Source organism: Bosea beijingensis, assembly GCF_030758975.1.
GTDB classification, from domain to species: domain Bacteria; phylum Pseudomonadota; class Alphaproteobacteria; order Rhizobiales; family Beijerinckiaceae; genus Allobosea; species Allobosea beijingensis.
Genome location: NZ_CP132359.1, coordinates 1,675,646 through 1,691,858, shown reverse-complemented (window position 1 = coordinate 1,691,858; position 16,213 = coordinate 1,675,646). Strand labels below are relative to the sequence as shown.

Sequence of the window (16,213 nt, the reverse complement as noted above, 5' to 3'; positions counted from 1 at the left end):
ATGAATATCGGCGAAGCCGCAACCCGCTCCGGCGTCAGCGCCAAGATGATCCGCTATTACGAGAGCATCGGCCTGATCACTGCGCCGGCCCGCACGGCCGCGCAATACCGGGTCTATGCCGATGACGACGTGCATACGCTGCGCTTCGTGCGCCGCTCGCGCGATCTCGGCTTCTCCTTGGAGGAAACCCGCGAATTGCTGGCGCTCTGGCGCGACAAGAGCCGGGCCAGCGCCGATGTGAAGAACCTCGCCATGGCGCATGTGCGCGAACTCGAGGAAAAGGCGGCCGAACTCAAGGCCATGGCCGACACGCTGCGGCATCTGGCGACGCATTGCCATGGCGACCACCGGCCGGATTGCCCGATCCTTGCCGATTTCGCCGCTACGCCGACAGCGCGGGCCAAAGCCTGAGACGCTGCTCCGCCATGCGCTGAATGTCTGGACGGGGCCGGCCGAGATTGCTCATATGCCACCGCCCACCAGAGGCGGGTCCGGCCCGGCTGCATCGGCCCTGCCGGAGAATCCGCCTCTCAACAAAAGACGGGGAGCGCCCAGGCGTTCTCCAGGCGGAACGACAATGGACAATCGAAACGATCTCTGGCGGCATGTCGATGCGAACAAGGAGCGCCTGATCGCGCTCTCCGACCGGGTCTGGGGCATGCCGGAGGTGTGCTACACCGAGAAGCGCTCGGTCGCCGAGCATATCGCAGAGCTGAAGCACCAGGGCTTCAAGATCACCGAGAATGTCGCCGATATCCCGACCGCGGTGATCGGCGAGGCCGGCGAAGGCGGCCCGGTCATCGCCTTCCTCGGCGAATATGACGCCCTGCCCGGCCTGTCGCAGGAAGCCGGCGCCTCCGAGCACAAGGAAATCGAGAGCAACGGCCACGGCCATGGCTGCGGCCATAACCTGCTCGGCTCGGCCGCCATGCTCGCTGCGGTGGCGATGAAGGAGTGGCTCGCCGAGAACAAGATTCCCGGTCGCGTGCGCTACTATGGCTGCCCGGCCGAGGAAGGCGGCGCCGCCAAGGCCTTCATGGTCCGCGCCGGCGCCTTCGACGACGCCGATGTCGCGATCTCGTGGCACCCGTCGAGCTTCTGGGAGGTCGCTCCCGCCCTGGCGCTGGCCAATACCCGCGCCGATTTCGTCTTCACCGGCCGCGCCTCGCATGCCGCTGCGGCGCCCCATCTCGGCCGCTCGGCGCTCGATGCCGTCGAATTGATGAATGTCGGCGTCAACTACATGCGCGAGCACATGCCGTCCGACGCGCGCGTCCATTATGCGCTGCTCGATACCGGCGGCATCGCGCCGAACGTCGTACAGGCCCACGCGCGCGTCCGTTATTCCATCCGTGCGCGTGACCTGCGCGGCATGCTGGAACTCGTCCAGCGCGTGAAGAAGATCGCTGAAGGCGCCGCGCTGATGACGGAAACCAAGATGGAGATGCGCATCGTCAGCGCCGTCTCCGATCTCGTCGCCAACACACCGCTCGAAGAGGCCCTGCACAAGGTGATGGCCGAACTCGGCGCGCCGCATTTCGACGATGCCGACAAGGCTTACGCCGAGAAGATCCGCGGCACGCTCTCGCCGCAGGAGATCGCCTCGATCTGGCGCACCATCGGCATGCCCGACACCGGCGCGCCGCTCGCCGACTTCCTCGTGCCGCGCGACGCCAAGCGCAACCCAGCGATCGGCTCGACCGATATCGGCGACGTGAGCTGGGCGGTGCCGACCGTGCAGGCCCATGCGCCGACGGTCGCGATGGGCACGCCGTTCCACACCTGGCAGGTCGTGGCGCAGGGCAAGTCCCCCGCCGCGCACAAGGCGATGGTCCATGTCGCCAAGGCGATGGCCGCGACCGGCGCCGCCGTGCTGAGCGACCCGGCCCTGATGGCGGCCGCCAAGGCCGACCACAAGGCCCGCCTCGGCAAGGAGGGCTACACCTCGCCGCTGCCGCCCGAAGTGAAGCCGCCGCTGACGATGTCGCTGGGCTGAGCGCCCTCGCGCTCCAGAACTGACGCAGACGCATCCCGGGTGGCCAGACGGTCACTCGGGATGTTTCGTTTTCAGCGCTGTATCGCGATTGAACGAACACATATGATCTAGAGTGACATCGCTGCCGCCAGCCGGCAGAATCGCCACCCGGAGCCAGCATGGATCGCGCAGAGGAATCGGAAGACGGGCTCGGCCGGCATCGCCGCACGGCCAGCGGCCAGGCCGATTCCGCGATTCCCGAACCCGTCGACCTCGCCGGCTATGTCCTGGACGAGCAGTTCGGCTTCCTGCTCAGGCAGATGCAGCAGCGCTATGTTGCGATGTTCCTGGAGATGATGGGCGAGGATGGGCCGACGCCGCCGCAATTCGCGGTTCTCTGCCGTCTCGCCGTCGACGGGCGGATTTCGCAGAACCAGCTCGGCCGCATGACGGCAATGGACCCGGCCACGATCCGGGGCGTGGTGACGCGCCTTGCCGAGCGCGGGCTGGTCGAGCGCCTGCACGATCCCGACGACAAGCGCCGCGTGCTGGTGCAGCTCGGCGCGCGCGGCCGCGACATGCTCCCGATCTATGTCGAACGCGCCAAGGCGATCACCGTGGCCGCGCTGGAGCCGATGGCCGACAGGGAGGTCGAGCCGCTGCTCGGGGTGATGCGGCGCCTGCTCTCGGGCTTCAGACCGCCAGATACTGGCTCCGCGCCGCCTCGTCAGCCTTGAGCGCCGCCATCGTATCGTCGAAGCGGATCAGGCCCTTCTCGATGATGACGGCGCGGTCGGCGATGCTGCCGGCGAAATGCAGATTCTGCTCGGAAAGCAGGACCGAAAGCCCCTCGCCTTTCAGCACACGGATCGTCTCGGCCATCGCCTCGACGATGACCGGCGCCAACCCTTCCGAAGGCTCGTCGAGCAGCAACAGGCGCGGATTGCCCATCAGCGTGCGGGCGATCGTGAGCATCTGCTGCTCGCCGCCGGACATGGCGCCGCCCGGCCGGTCGCGCATGCGCCCGAGATTGGGGAAGAGATCGAACAGCCGTTCCGGCGTCCAGTGCGGCGCGCCCGTCCGGGGCGGCTGGCGGCCGACTTCTAGGTTGTCCATCACCGTAAGCTCGGAGAAGACGCGCCGATCCTCCGGGACATAGCCGATGCCAAGCCGTGCGATCTGGAAAGGCTCGCGGCCGGCGATCTCCTTGCCCTCGAAGCGGATCGAGCCTTGCGGCTCAGGCACCAGCCCCATCACCGTCTTCATAGTCGTGGACTTGCCGGCGCCGTTGCGGCCCATCAGCGCGACGACCTCGCCATGCCCGACCGAAAAGCCGACGCCGTGCAGGATCTTGGCGCGGCCATACCAGGCCTCGACGCCCGACGATTCAAGGAGCGCCGTCATCAATGCCCTCCCGAGGTCGCGCCGGAGCCGAGATAGACCGCGCGCACCTGCGGGTCGTTGCGGACCTCGGCGCTGGTACCTGATGCGATCAACCGACCACGGTCGAGCACCAGCACGCGATCGGCATGGGCGAAGACGACATCCATGTCGTGCTCGGTGAAGAGCACGGCGATGCCGCGTTCCCTGGCGATGCGCGCGGTCAATGCCATCAGGGCGATGCGCTCCTGCGGCGCCATGCCGGCGGTGGGCTCGTCCATCAGCAGGAGCTTCGGCTCGTTGGCGAGCGCGATGGCAAGCTCGACGCGCTTCAGGTCGCCATAGGCGAGCACACCGCAAGCGCGCTCGGCCTGCCCGGTCATTCCGACTTGAGCGAGCAGCGCATCTGCCGCCTCCCGATGGCGCGCGTCGGCACGGCCGAACAGGCGCCAAGTCTCCCCTTCATGCGAGATCAGCGCCATCTGGACGTTCTCGCACACGGTCATCGAGGCGAAGGTCGCGGTGATCTGGAAGGTGCGGCCGACGCCGAGGCGCCAGACCTTGCGCGGTTCGAGCCCGGTGATCGGCTTGCCCGCCAGCAGCACCTCGCCGCGATCGGGCTTGAGCTGCCCGTTCAGCATGTTGAAGCAGGTCGTCTTGCCAGCGCCGTTCGGGCCGATCAGGGCGACCAGCTTGCCGGCCTCGACCGAGAAGGAGACGCCATCGACCGCCTTCACGCCGCCGAAGGAGCGGGCGAGGTCGCGGGTTTCCAAGACGGGGGGCATGGGCGCGTTCATGCCGTAGCCGCCGTTTGGGCTGCGCTCTCGCGCCGGGCGCGCCAGTACAGCCAGGTTCCGACGAGGCCGCGCGGGAACAGCACGACCAGCAGCACGATCGAGAGGCCGAGAACGAAGCGCCAATAGACCGTCAGCTTCATGAGTTGCTCGTTGAGGCCCATATAGGCGAAGGCGCCGACGATCGGCCCGGCAACGGTCTGAACGCCGCCGAGCAGCACCATCAGAAGCGCATCGACCGAGCGCGGGATCGCCATATAGGTCGGGAAGACCGAGCCCTTCGAGAAGGCGAAGAGCCCGCCGGCAATGCCGGCCGCGATCGCCGCGATGGTAAATGCCGCCCATTGCAGGCGCCCGACATCGAGGCCGATCGCCTCGGCCCGCAAGGGGCTGTCGCGACCGGCACGCAGGGCATAGCCGAAGGGGGCGAAGATGATGACGCGCAGCGCGACGATGACCAGCACGGCAATGGTGAGCGCGAGATAGTAGAACACCGTCTTGGGCACCGCCCAGGCCGAGGGCCAGACGCCAAGGATGCCGTTATCGCCGCCGGTGAGGTCAACCCATTGGAACGCGGTCGCCCAGGCGATCTGGGCGAAGGCCAGCGTCAGCATGGCCAGGTAGACGCCCGAGAGCCGTACGCAGAACCAGCCGAAGATCGCGCCTGCGATGCCGGCCATCAATGGCGCCAGCATCAGCGCCTCCTCCATCGGGCTGCCCAGCCATTTCACCGCCAGCGCCGCGCCATAGGCACCGAGCCCGAAATAGGCGGCATGGCCGAAGGAGGTGATGCCGCCCGGCCCCATCAGCAGATGCAGCGACGCCGCGAAGACCGCGAAGATGACGAGATCGGTCAGGGTCAGGATGAGATGATCCGGCACGACGAGCGGCGCGAGAGCCAGCAGACCGAGTGCCACGGCCCCGAACAGCTTTGCCGCGCCATCGGCCGGGTTGAGCAGGAAGAGCTGGCCGGCATGGCCGCGCGGCTCGCTCGCCGCCTTGCCGAGCAAGCCATGCGGCCGGACGATCAGCACCGCCGCCATCACCAGGAAGACCAGCACCAGCGTGATCTTGGGCAGGATCAGGATACCGAAGGCATGGAGCACGCCGATCAGCACGGCGGCGAGATAGGCGCCGGTGACGCTGCCGAGCCCGCCGACGACCACGACCACGAAGGCCTCGGCGATCATCGACAGGTCCATGTGGAGGTTGATCGCCTCGCGCGGGAGCTGGAGCGCGCCGCCGAGCCCTGCCAAAGCCGCGCCGAAGGCAAAGACCGAGGTGAAGAGCAGGCGCTGGTTGACGCCGAGCGCGCTGACCATCTCGCGATCCTGCGTCGCGGCGCGGATCAGCACGCCCCAGCGAGTCCGGTGGAACAGCAGCCAGATCACGCCGAGCACGACCGGCCCGACCGCGATCAGGAAGAGTTCGTAGCTCGGGAAACGGTTGTCGAACAGAATGACGAAGCTGCGGAAGCCCGGCGCGCGCGGGCCGAGCTTGTCCTCCGGCCCCCAGGTCGCCAGCGCGATATCCTGCAGCATCAGCACGACGCCGAAGGTCGCGAGCAACTGGAACAGCTCCGGTGCCTGGTAGATCCGCCGGAGGATCAGGACCTCGATGAGCACGCCGGCGAGGCCGGTCAGCAGCACGGCGAGGATGACGCCGCCCCAGAAACCGAGCGGATCGGCCGGGCCGAGCCAGGTCACCAGCGTGAAGGCCAGATAGCCGCCCAGCATATAGAGCGAGCCATGGGCGAAGTTCACGATGCGCGTGACGCCGAAGATGATCGACAGCCCGCACGCCACCAGGAACAGCGACGACGCCGAGGCCAGGCCATTCAGGGTCTGGGTGAGGACGAGATCAAGCATGTCGTCTCGGCCGCAACGCTACAGCCCTCAGGCGGTAGCGCCGCGCTCCATGTCAGGCAAGTTCAGACGGCCGGGCGCAGCTTGCGGACCTCGTCGTCGCTGGGAAGGTACTTCGCACCATCCCGATAGCTCCAGTCGACCATCACGCCCTTGCCGTTCTTCAGCGCGCTCCTGCCGACATAGGCGCCGAGCGTCGACTGGTGATCGATCTTGCGGAACTCGATGGGGCCGAAGGCCGAGCCGAATTTCAGCCCCTCGAAGGCATCGACGAGCTTCTCGTTGTCGGGGGAGCCGGCCTTGGCCAGCGCTGCCGCGATGGCCTGCACCGTCTCGTAGCCGACGACCGAACCCAGCCGGGGATAGTCGTTGTATTTCGCCTTGTAGGCGTCGCGGAACTTGACGTGCTCCGGCGTCTGCAGGTCGGCGTGCGGATAGCCGGTGATGATCCAGCCTTCCGGCGTCTCGGCGCCGAGCGTGTCGAGATATTCCGGCTCGCCCGTCAACATCGAGACGACCTGGCGCCCCTCGAACAGGCCGCGTGTGTTGCCGGCGCGGACGAAATTGGCGAGGTCGACCGCGAAGGTGACGTTGAAGATCGCCTCGGGCTTGGCCGTCTCCAGCGCCTGGACGGTGGCGCCGGCATCGATGCGGCCGAGCGCCGGAAACTGCTCGGCGACGAAGGTCACGTCGGGGCGCGCCTTGACCAGCAGCTCCTTGAACCATTTCACCGCCGACTGCCCGTATTCGTAGTTCGGCGCGACGATCGCCCATTTCTTGGCCGGGAGCTTCGCGGCTTCCTCGACCAGCATCGCGGCCTGCATGTAGGTCGAGGGCCGCAGGCGGAAGGTGTAGCGATTGCCCTTCGACCAGACGAGCGCATCGGCCAGCGGCTCGGAGGCGACATAGAGCCGCTTGTTCTGGTTGGCGTAGTCGGCGAGCGCCAGCCCGACATTGGAGAGGAAACCGCCGGCGATGATGTCGACCTTCTCGGCCGTGGCGAGATCAGCAGCGTGACGCACCGCGTCTTCCGGCTTGCCGGCATCGTCGCGGAAGACGGTCTCGAGCTTGCGGCCGAGCACGCCGCCGGCCGCGTTGATCTGCTCCTGCGCCAGCTCCCAGGCCTGCCGATAGGGTTTCAGGAAGGCCGGCTGGGCGGTATAGGAGTTGATCTCACCGATGCGGATCGGCCCCGCGCCCTGGGCGCGCGCCAACGTGGGAACGCCGAGGGCAAGCGTGCCCGCGACGAAGCTGCGACGATCGATCTGCATGAGGGTTTAAGTCCTTCGCCTCGCTGCGGCTGCAATCCGCGCCGATACCGCTCGCACCGGATCGGGCGACGCGGAATTCATTTGCATGCATATGAATTAGCAAATCCGGACGCTTGTCAATCTGCGATTCTTGCAATGCAGCAGATGCGCGCGGGATTGACGGCAGCTAGCGCGGTTTTACGAAAAGCACCGTAAAGCCTCTGATTTCATTCAAAAAACAAGTCGCCCAAAAATAAGTCAGCGACGCTGCCCTTTTGGCCTTGCAGGCGCGGCTCGGGCTCCCTATCTAGAGTGCAGCGCAGCAGAGATGTTGCGCCGCCCTCCTTGGGCGTTTCCTCCCTAGACTTGGGCTGCGCTTCCGGCGTGGCCCTTTTTTCTTGTCGGGAGTTCGGCGCTCACCAGCGCCGGCCATAGCCCCATGGCCCGCCAAAGGAGGCATCGAAGCGGTCGAAGCGATAGCGCCGCTCGGCCGCCCGATCGAGATCGAGCTGCAGCAGGCAGTTCGAGAAGGCCTCCCCCGGCGCGCGGAACCCGAAGGAGCGGCAGCGCTGCTCGTCCATGGCCCGGTATTCGGCTTCTGTGGTGACGCAGCCGCCCAATGCGAGGGCCAGCATCGCGCCGGCTGCAAGCTTGACGATCGTCATCGCGCTTCTCCTCTCGCAATCCTCTCCGTCCTACGCGCGGACGGCTCTGCGGTTCCGCATTCCGCCGAAGGGAACGGACACTTGACCATCGTGGGACAGAACGACCTGATTGTCATTCCGGGGCTTCGCGCAGCGAAGAACCCGGAACCCACGACTGGGTGAGCGGCTTACAGCGCGGCACAGAATGCTCCACCCAGTCGTGGGTTCCGGGTTCACGCCTTCGGCGCGCCCCGGAATGACAAAGGTGGCGCGACGCCGCCATGGCCGAGTGTCCTCAGCTACCGCGAGAACTTGATCGGCACAGTCAGCGATATCGCGCCGCCGCCCAGACCCTCCGGCGGGGCCGGAACCGGATTGGCACGACGGATCATCGCGACCGCCTCCTCGTCCAGCGACGCATCGCCCGAGCCGCGGACCAGCCGGGCCGAGAGCACGCGGCCGCCGCGATCGATGCTGAAGGCGACCTGGACCGTGCCGGGGCTGGCTCCACCGGGGAAGCGCTTGTAGCGGTTGAGATGCGCCATCAGCGAGCCGCGCCAGCTCGCCGTTGCCGCGGGAGACGGCGAGGACGCTCCCGAATTGGGAGCGGCGGCGCGGGGCGCAACCTGATCCTGCGCCACCGGCGCCGAGGTCTGCTCGGCCTTGGGCTTGTCCGGCCGGATCGGCTTCTTCTTCTCGACGATCTTGGGTTTCGGCTTCGGCTTGGGCTTCTCCGGCGGAGGCGGCTTCGGCTGCTCCTTCGGCGGCGGCGTCAGGATCGCTGCTGCATCCGGCAAGGGCGGCAGTTCGGGAATCCTGATCTCGGGTTCGGGAATCGCAACGGGCTCCGGCTCCGGAGGCGGCGGCTCGATCTCCTTGGGCTGCTCGACCGGCTCGGGCGGCGGCGGTTCGGGCTCGGGCTGCGCCTCGGCCATCTCGGGGCCAGGCGCGACCTCCTGCGGCGGCGCCTCGGGCGCGACGGCCAGCGGCGCGAGCTCGATCATCACGGCTGCGGGCGGCGCGCCCATCGCCGCCTCGGCGCGCTGCCAGTTGGCGATGACCCAGCCGGCCGTGCCGTGGGCACTCGCAATGACGAACGCCGCCAGGCTCCAGCGCAGGGCGGCCGGGGCGAAGCGGGAGAGAGACGGGCGCTCCATGCTCATGGCTTCGGCCCCGCAGGCGCGCCCTGCCCGGTATCCTCCAGACCGACCAGCGCGATCTTGAGGTAGCCGGCATTGCGCAGCAGGTTCATGACGTTCATCAGCTCGCTATAGGCGACGCTGCCATCGGCGCGCAGGAAGACCCGCTGCTCGCGGTCGCGATTCGTCTTCTGGTCGAGCGCCGTCTGCAGGGCCTCGCGCGGCACGGGATCATTGCCGAGCGCGAGCGAGAGATCGCCCTTCACGGTCAGGAACATCGGCGTGTCCGGCCGCGGCTGCGGCTGCGCGTTCGAAACCGGCAGGTCGACGGCGACATCGACGGTCGAGAGCGGCGCCGCGACCATGAAGATGATCAGCAGGACGAGAATGACGTCGATGAACGGCGTCACGTTGATGTCGCTGACCTCGCCGAGGTCGCCGTCCTGCGGGTCCTTGAGGGAGACGCCCATGGTTCACTCCGCCGGGACGAGCGGCGCAGAGGCCACGCTCGCCGCCGAAGCCGAGGACGACGCAGCCGAACGCGGGACAGGCGCGACGGCGCGCTGGCGGCGCTCCAGATCGCGCGAGAGATGGCGCAGGATCTCACCCGAAGCATCGGAGAGCGTGGCCCGGTAGCCGGTGATCGCGCGGGCGAAGACGTTGTAGATGATGACGGCGGGGATGGCGGCGACGAGGCCGATCGCAGTGGCCAGCAGCGCCTCGGCGATACCCGGCGCGACGACGGCGAGATTGGTGGTCTTGGCCTGGCTGATGCCGATGAAGGAATTCATGATGCCCCAGACCGTGCCGAACAGGCCGACGAAGGGCGCAGTCGAGCCGATCGTGGCGAGCAGGCCGGTGCCGCGCGCCATGGAGCGGCCGGCGCGTGCCTCGATCCGCGAGAGCGCAATGGCGACGCGCTCCTTGATGCCATCCTCGCCGAGATCGGCGGAGCGGCGCGTCTCCGCGAGCGCTGCCGAGAGCAACTGACCGACGGCGCCGCGCAGCTTGCCATTCTTGCCGGCGGCGGCGCCAGCCGCCGCGCTCAGGTTGTCGGCGGCTTCGATGCGGCGCAGCGCCCGGCCGGCGGAGCGCTTGGCCGCTGCAAGCTCCATCGCCTTGGCGAGCCAGATCGTCCAGGTCACCAGCGAGGCGAAGGCGAGCCCGAGCATCACGCCCTTCACGACGATATCCGCCGCCATGAACATGCCCCAGGGCGACAGGTCATGCGGCAGGGTCGCCGCCGCGGCCGGTGCCGGAGCCACCACAGGCGTCGCCGGGGTGCCGGACGTCAGCGGCGGATGGGCGGTGCTCGGCGGGTTGATGCCGAGCTGGGGCAGAGCGGGCGGCAGCGGATTGGTCGGCGTCGTCGGCTGGGTCGGAGAAGCCTGCTGACCCGGGGCGGGTTGCTGGATCTGCGGCGCCGGCTGGCTGGGGGCCGCGGGCTGAGCCTGCGCTGCGGGCGGGGCCACATCGACCGGCGCCGGGGACGTCGGCTGCCCCGAGGTCTGGGCCTGGGCCGCCACCACGGACAGGCTCATCGCGACAAGAGCCAGACGGAACGCACGCATCATCACAAATCAGCCTTCTCTGGAGGAGCGCTGCTCCGGCCTTTGCCGGCTTCGCAGCCTTGCCGCCGCGCCCCTGGGGTCGGCAGCTTCCTCATTGGAATCATTACAAAAAAAGACTTGCAGCGCCGATGCTGCATATGCGATACGCCTGTTCGAATCGGGCCGGCATGTCAAGGAAAAGCGGCTCGCCCGCCATGGCCCCGACCGAGCCCTAGCCACGCGAAATCAGGCCTGACCGCGCTCCTGGACGGTCGTCACATATCCGCTATTCGATGAATGCAAGGCGCCGTCGTTGCGACGCGCCTGACGACTCGTCAGCCGCGCTCGGGCCGGTCGATCTCGGCTTGCAAGGCGGCCAGATGGTCGGCAGCGGCTTCGGCAGCGACCTGCTCGACCGCCCGGAAGCGCAGGATCAAAGCTTCGCCCAGTGCGGTCAGTTGCGCGCCGCCGCCATTGCGCCCGCCGACCTGGCGCTCGACCACGGGCTTGCCGAAGAGCACGTTCATCTCCTCGACCAGCTCCCAGGCGCGCCGGTATGACATCTCCATCGCCCGGCCGGCGGCCGAGATCGAGCCATGCCTCGCGATGTTCTCGAGCAGCGCGATCTTGCCGGGGCCGATCCGGCCCTCGGGGTCGAGCTGGATCTTGAGATTCAGCGAGGGCACCGCCGCCTCAGGAGGCTTTGGCGAGGGCCGCCTGCGCGCCTTCGCCGCAGGCGGCGAGCCAGATCGTCGCGATGCGCTCGATGCCAGCCTGATCATCGGCGTCGAATCGCGCCGGCGACGGGCTGTCGAGATCGATCACGCCGATGACGCCGTCGCGACCATGCAGCGGCACCACCAATTCGGAGCGCGAAGCCGCATCGCAGGCGATATGGCCGGGGAAGGCATGGACGTCTTCCACCAGCATCGTTTTTTGCTGGGCGACCGCCGCGCCGCAGACGCCCTTGCCGACGGGAATGCGGACACAGGCCGGCTTGCCCTGGAACGGGCCGAGCACCAGCTCGCCTGACCGCATGATGTAGAAGCCGGCCCAGTTCAGATCCGGCATCATCTGGAACAGCAGGGCGGAGGTGTTGGCGGCGTTGGCGATGGGATCGCTTTCGCCCGCGAGCAGGGCCTCGAGCTGCCCGGCGAGCTCGCGATAGAACTCCGGCTTGTTGCCGGCGGCGATGCTGCGTGCCTCGAACATGATCCTGACGCCTCGCTTGCGTTCGCTCTCGAAATCCAGCGCCGCTTCCTACCACCATCCTCCGGGCCGCGCCATCGAAGTGGCCCCTTCCCCGTCCCCTGCGGATCGTGCCAAACGTCGCGTACGCCTCATTGGATTTGGGTAGGGAATCGATCTTGAGCGAGGTATCCGGCGAATCCAAGCTGACGGAGACATCCCGATGAACGACCTGACTTCGAGCCCGCGCCGCGCCGATGGCAGCGCCGGCGATGCCGATTACGGCCGGATCGGACAGGGCTATGCCTCCTATCGCCAGCCCGAGCCCGCGATCGCCGCGCTGATCGAGACGGCGCTCGGTCCGGCCCGGCGCATCCTCAATGTCGGTGCCGGTGCCGGCTCCTACGAGCCGCGCGGCCGCGACATGACAGCGGTCGAGCCATCCGCCTCGATGCGGGCGCAGCGCCCGGCCGATATCGTCGCGGCGATCGATGCGACGGCGGAGGCCCTGCCCTTTCTGGACGGATATTTCGACGCGAGCATGGCGACCTTCACCGTGCATCAATGGGCAAACCTCGATGCGGGCCTGCGCGAAATGCGTCGTGTGACGCGCGGCCCGGTTGCCATCCTCTCCTGCGATCCCGATCTGGTGCAGGCCTTCTGGCTCAACCATTACGCGCCGGATGTGCTGGCGACCGAGGCGCGGCGCTATCCCTCGCTCGGCCATATCGGCACGGTGCTCGGCGGCGAGGTCGAGATCGTCGCGGTGCCGATCCCCCTCTCCTGCCGTGACGGCTTCAACGAAGCCTATTACGGCCGGCCGGAACTCTTCCTCGATCCGGGCGCGCGATCGGCCTGCTCGGCCTGGAGCTTCGTCGGCGCGGAACAGAACGCCGCCTCGATCGAGAAGCTGCGACAGGACCTGGAAACCGGAGCCTGGGACGCCTGCTACGGCGTCCTGCGCCAGCAGCCAAGCTTCGACGGCTCGTTGAGGCTCGTCATCGCGCGGCCCTGAGTCAAAAACAGCAGGGCCGGCTCCTTGCGAGAACCGGCCCTTCTGAAAACATCGATAGCCATTCCGGCCTGAAGCCGGGCTCAAGCCCTAGAACGGGATGTCGTCGTCGAGATGGCTGGAGGACGAGCGTCCGCCGCCACCGCCGCCGCCCGACATGGCCGGCTGGCGCGAACCGCCGCCGCCACCGCTGCCCATCGCGCTGGAACGGCCGAAGGAGCCGCCACCGCCGCCGCCCGAGCGGTCGTCCATGTAGCCGCCGCTGCTGCCGCCGCCCTCACCATACTCGTCCGAGCCGCCCTGGCGGCTGTCGAGGATGGTAAGTTCGCCGCGGAAGCGCTGCAGCACGATCTCGGTGGTGTATTTCTCGACGCCGGACTGGTCCTGCCACTTCCGGGTCTGAAGCTGGCCCTCGATATAGATCTTCGAGCCCTTCTTCAGGTACTGCTCGGCCACCTTCGCCAGATTCTCGTTGAAGATTACGACCGAGTGCCACTCGGTGCGCTCCTTGCGCTCGCCGCTCTGCTTGTCGCGCCAGGTCTCGGAGGTGGCGATACGCAGATTGACGACAGGCTCGCCGCTGCCGAGGCGGCGCACTTCGGGATCGCGCCCGAGATTGCCGACCAGAATGACCTTGTTGACGCTACCAGCCATGACAGGCTCCATTTCCTGCGCACTTCACACAAACCGGCCTCTTGACCGGAGCCGAACCCTATCGGCCGATTGAGGCATTATCAATGATGTTCCTGTTTTGTTCAAGTGCCTCAAGCCCGGTTTTCCCCCGCTGATTCGGTTGCTGTTCACCGCGGCGGCTGGCGCGCGCCGAGGATCGCCTGCGCCAACCGGTCGAGCAGCACCGCGAGCAGGACGATGCCGAGCCCGCCGACGAAGCCGAGGCCGGGATCGGCCCGTTGCAGGCCGAGCAGGACGACTTCGCCCAATCCCTTGGCACCGATCATCGAGGCGACGACGACCATGGCCAGCGCCATCATGATCGCCTGGTTCAGCCCCTGCAGGATGGTCGGCCGGGCGAGCGGCAATTCGACCAGCCAGAAGGCCTGGCGCGGCTGCAGGCCCAAAGCCCGCGACGCCTCGACCAGTCCGGCATCGACGCCGCGCAGGCCCAGTTCGGTCAGGCGGGCGAAAGGCGGCAGCGCATAGACCAGCGTCGCGACGAGCGCCGGCGCCCGGCCGAGCCCAAGCAGCATCGCGACCGGGATGAGGTAGACGAAGCTCGGGATTGTCTGCATCAGGTCATAGAGCGGCGCGAGCGCCCTCCCCAGCCGCGGCAGGCGCGCTGCGGCAACGCCGAGCGGCAGGCCCAGCAGCACGACGAGCACCACGGCAACAGCGACCAGAGCGAGCGATTGCATCGCCTCGTTCCAGATTCCGAGGCCCGCCAGAGCCAGCGGCAGGGCCGCCATCGCGAGCGTGAAGCCGATCCGCCGCGTCGCGAGCCACGCCGCCGCCGCGACGGCAAGCACGAAGACCGACACCGGAACATGCTGAAGCAGCGTCTCTACAAGGCGCACCGGCGCCGTCAGCACCGCACCCAAGCCGTCGAGCCTGTCGCCATAGCCGGTGACGAGGGCATCGACGGCCCGATTGACGGCGCCTTGCAGCGCCTTGCCGAGATCCGGCACCAAGGCTGTCGTCACAGGCTCGCGGCAACCTTGCCGGCGACGTCAGCGGGCAGCCATTTCTTCCAGGTCTCGCCCTGCGTCTTCAGGAAGACGAGCGCCTGTTGCTCCGGCGTGACGCCCTTCTCGCGCGCCTCGGCCAGCATCTTCGAGGTCACGTCGCTGGTCGTGCCGTAGCTCTTGAAGAAACTCGCGAGTTGCGGCGCCTTCTTCGCGAGATCGACATTGGCGCCGATCACGACCTTGCTGGTCGGATAGGCGGTGGCGCGCTTGGGAGCGTCGCTTGCCTTGAGTTCGGCCCAGACTCCCGCATCGAAGGGCGCCTCCTCCAGCTTGACGAGATCATAGGCGCCGAGCAGCCAGCTCGGCCCCCAGTAGTAGAACACGACCGGGCGCTTGCGCTTGAGCGCGGCCTCGATCGCGGCGACCAGCGCCTCGCCCGAGCCGCCGCGCGTATTGGTGAAATCCTCCGCGAGCCCGTAGACCGCGAGCTTCTTGGTGTTGATGCCCTCGCAGACCCAGCCCGCGACGCAATTGTAGAAGCGCCCCTTCCCCGGCTCCTCTGGATCGGCGAACAGCGCCTTGTAGCGCTTGAGGTCCTCAGGCTTCTTCAGGTCAGGCGCCTTGGCATCCGGTCCGGAGACGAGATAGCGCGGCACGAACCAGCCCTCGCTCGCATCCGGGAACGTGGTGCCGAGCGGCTCGACCTTGCCGGCCTCGGCCGCCTTCACCCAGGCATCGACCGGGTTGGCCATCCAGATCTCCATGACGATGTCGACATCGCCGCGCGCCATGCCATTGACCAGCGGCGCGATCACTCCCGGCACCCGCTCGACCTTGCAGCCGAAGCCGCGCTCGGCGATCGCGCTGGCAAGGGCCGTGTGGAAAGAGGCGGAATCATAGTCGAGCCCGGCCATCTTCAAAGGGCGACTGAGCTCGCAGGCCATGCTCGACGTACCGAGACCAAGGCCGAGCGCGAGGGTTGCTGCTCCAAGAAGGGCTTTCATCATCGTCACTCCCCCGATCGCTCATGGCTGGTGCCGCCGGCCGGTCGTGCGGGCCGCTCGCGCTGAAACGCAGGACCGGGTGAATTGATCCGCCCGGCCTGCTCGTTGGGAACAGCATCGCGCATTCGGGCCAGTGAAGCGATGCCTGCCCCTGTCAGCACCCGTCAGGACCCGACAGCGCCGCGACACCGTCGATCTCACCTGGCGTCAGGGGGCGCGATAAGGCACGCCGCCATCCCAGCGCGACTGCCAGTGCGACAGGAATTTCGCGGCGACCTCCGGCATCTCGCGGATGATGACGACATTCTCCGAGTTTTTCGTCTCCGCCGACGGCGCGTAATTGAAAGATCCTGTCTGGACCGTGCTGCCGTCGACGATGATCGTCTTGTCGTGCTGGAGATGGAAGCGCGCGTTCGTGCGCAAAGAAACGCCGTTACGCACCACGAAATCCATGGCGGCCTTGCTGGTCTTGCCCGCGTTGCGCTCCTTGTCGACGACCACGCGGACCTCGACCCCGCGCTTCCTGGCCGCGACCAGCGCCTCGGCGATGTCGGGCGCCTGGAAGGCATAGGCCAGAACCTGGATGCTGCGCTGCGCCCCGCCGATCACCTTCAGCACCAGCGCCCGTGCCGAACCTTCCGGCGAAAAGCCGACCTCGACACCGGGTGCTGCGTGAGTGGTCGAGGAGACGGCCAGCATCGCCGCCAGGCCGATCATGCGGATCGTGCTCATCAAGGCCTCGCTTTTCGATTGCCCTGCCATGGAAGGC

18 protein-coding genes are annotated in these 16,213 nt (G+C 67.6%); 4 read left to right on the top strand and 14 right to left on the bottom strand.

What is annotated here, in order from left to right; all coding sequences use genetic code 11:
* From cueR to Q9235_RS08210, 3 genes are all read left to right on the top strand, one after another.
* Complete coding sequence (gene cueR / locus Q9235_RS08220) at nucleotides 1–411, top strand: Cu(I)-responsive transcriptional regulator (protein ID WP_306226318.1); 411 nt, start codon at nucleotides 1–3, stop codon at nucleotides 409–411.
* A gap of 166 nt (nucleotides 412–577) precedes the next feature.
* The gene (locus tag Q9235_RS08215) at nucleotides 578–1,996 is read left to right on the top strand and encodes a M20 family metallopeptidase (RefSeq protein WP_306226317.1); all 1,419 of its coding nucleotides are present in this window, start codon (nucleotides 578–580) and stop codon (nucleotides 1,994–1,996) included.
* Between the two features lie 158 nt (nucleotides 1,997–2,154).
* Nucleotides 2,155–2,712 carry a MarR family winged helix-turn-helix transcriptional regulator gene (locus tag Q9235_RS08210; RefSeq protein ID WP_306226316.1) on the top strand — a complete coding sequence of 186 codons (558 nt, stop codon included), beginning with the start codon at nucleotides 2,155–2,157 and terminating at the stop codon, nucleotides 2,710–2,712.
* Here Q9235_RS08210 and Q9235_RS08205 read toward each other — a convergent pair.
* From Q9235_RS08205 to Q9235_RS08160, 10 genes are all read right to left on the bottom strand, one after another.
* Nucleotides 2,669–3,379: an ABC transporter ATP-binding protein gene (locus Q9235_RS08205; protein WP_306226315.1), complete on the bottom strand. Its 711-nt coding sequence runs from the start codon at nucleotides 3,377–3,379 to the stop codon at nucleotides 2,669–2,671. The two genes, Q9235_RS08210 and Q9235_RS08205, sit on opposite strands and share 44 nt — an antisense overlap.
* A complete protein-coding gene (locus Q9235_RS08200) occupies nucleotides 3,379–4,140 on the bottom strand; it encodes an ABC transporter ATP-binding protein (protein WP_306226314.1) in 762 nt (253 codons plus the stop codon). The genes Q9235_RS08205 and Q9235_RS08200 overlap by 1 nt, the downstream gene beginning before the upstream one ends.
* Before the next feature lie 8 nt (nucleotides 4,141–4,148).
* Nucleotides 4,149–6,017 carry an ABC transporter permease gene (locus Q9235_RS08195; RefSeq protein ID WP_306226313.1) on the bottom strand — a complete coding sequence of 623 codons (1,869 nt, stop codon included), beginning with the start codon at nucleotides 6,015–6,017 and terminating at the stop codon, nucleotides 4,149–4,151.
* A gap of 62 nt (nucleotides 6,018–6,079) precedes the next feature.
* Nucleotides 6,080–7,285: an ABC transporter substrate-binding protein gene (locus Q9235_RS08190; protein ID WP_306226312.1), complete on the bottom strand. Its 1,206-nt coding sequence runs from the start codon at nucleotides 7,283–7,285 to the stop codon at nucleotides 6,080–6,082.
* A 395-nt stretch (nucleotides 7,286–7,680) separates the two neighbouring features.
* Entirely contained in the window at nucleotides 7,681–7,929 is a 249-nt protein-coding gene (locus Q9235_RS08185) for a hypothetical protein (protein WP_306226311.1), read from the bottom strand.
* Nucleotides 7,930–8,207: 278 nt separating this feature from the next.
* On the bottom strand, nucleotides 8,208–9,071 hold the full coding sequence (locus Q9235_RS08180; protein ID WP_306226310.1) for an energy transducer TonB family protein: 864 nt from the start codon (nucleotides 9,069–9,071) through the stop codon (nucleotides 8,208–8,210).
* Nucleotides 9,068–9,517: a TonB system transport protein ExbD gene (gene exbD / locus Q9235_RS08175; RefSeq protein ID WP_306226309.1), complete on the bottom strand. Its 450-nt coding sequence runs from the start codon at nucleotides 9,515–9,517 to the stop codon at nucleotides 9,068–9,070. Before exbD ends, Q9235_RS08180 begins: the two co-directional genes overlap by 4 nt.
* Before the next feature lie 3 nt (nucleotides 9,518–9,520).
* Complete coding sequence (gene exbB / locus Q9235_RS08170; RefSeq protein ID WP_306226308.1) at nucleotides 9,521–10,621, bottom strand: tonB-system energizer ExbB; 1,101 nt, start codon at nucleotides 10,619–10,621, stop codon at nucleotides 9,521–9,523.
* Between the two features lie 311 nt (nucleotides 10,622–10,932).
* Nucleotides 10,933–11,283: a winged helix-turn-helix domain-containing protein gene (locus tag Q9235_RS08165; protein WP_306226307.1), complete on the bottom strand. Its 351-nt coding sequence runs from the start codon at nucleotides 11,281–11,283 to the stop codon at nucleotides 10,933–10,935.
* A gap of 7 nt (nucleotides 11,284–11,290) precedes the next feature.
* Nucleotides 11,291–11,809: a GAF domain-containing protein gene (locus tag Q9235_RS08160; RefSeq protein ID WP_306226306.1), complete on the bottom strand. Its 519-nt coding sequence runs from the start codon at nucleotides 11,807–11,809 to the stop codon at nucleotides 11,291–11,293.
* Between the two features lie 199 nt (nucleotides 11,810–12,008).
* Here Q9235_RS08160 and Q9235_RS08155 point away from each other — a divergent pair, with 199 nt between their 5' ends.
* Entirely contained in the window at nucleotides 12,009–12,800 is a 792-nt protein-coding gene (locus Q9235_RS08155; protein ID WP_306226305.1) for a class I SAM-dependent methyltransferase, read from the top strand.
* Nucleotides 12,801–12,887: 87 nt separating this feature from the next.
* Here the strand turns inward: Q9235_RS08155 and ssb are convergent, their stop codons facing one another.
* The 4 genes from ssb to Q9235_RS08135 all read right to left on the bottom strand — a co-directional run bounded on the left by ssb (nucleotide 12,888) and on the right by Q9235_RS08135 (nucleotide 16,176).
* Nucleotides 12,888–13,451: a single-stranded DNA-binding protein gene (gene ssb / locus Q9235_RS08150; RefSeq protein ID WP_306226304.1), complete on the bottom strand. Its 564-nt coding sequence runs from the start codon at nucleotides 13,449–13,451 to the stop codon at nucleotides 12,888–12,890.
* Between the two features lie 146 nt (nucleotides 13,452–13,597).
* Complete coding sequence (locus Q9235_RS08145) at nucleotides 13,598–14,455, bottom strand: ABC transporter permease (RefSeq protein WP_306226303.1); 858 nt, start codon at nucleotides 14,453–14,455, stop codon at nucleotides 13,598–13,600.
* On the bottom strand, nucleotides 14,452–15,447 hold the full coding sequence (locus tag Q9235_RS08140; protein WP_306226302.1) for an ABC transporter substrate-binding protein: 996 nt from the start codon (nucleotides 15,445–15,447) through the stop codon (nucleotides 14,452–14,454). The genes Q9235_RS08145 and Q9235_RS08140 overlap by 4 nt, the downstream gene beginning before the upstream one ends.
* 204 nt (nucleotides 15,448–15,651) lie before the next feature.
* On the bottom strand, nucleotides 15,652–16,176 hold the full coding sequence (locus Q9235_RS08135) for a phospholipase D family nuclease (RefSeq protein ID WP_306226301.1): 525 nt from the start codon (nucleotides 16,174–16,176) through the stop codon (nucleotides 15,652–15,654).
* Nucleotides 16,177–16,213 lie beyond the last annotated feature (37 nt).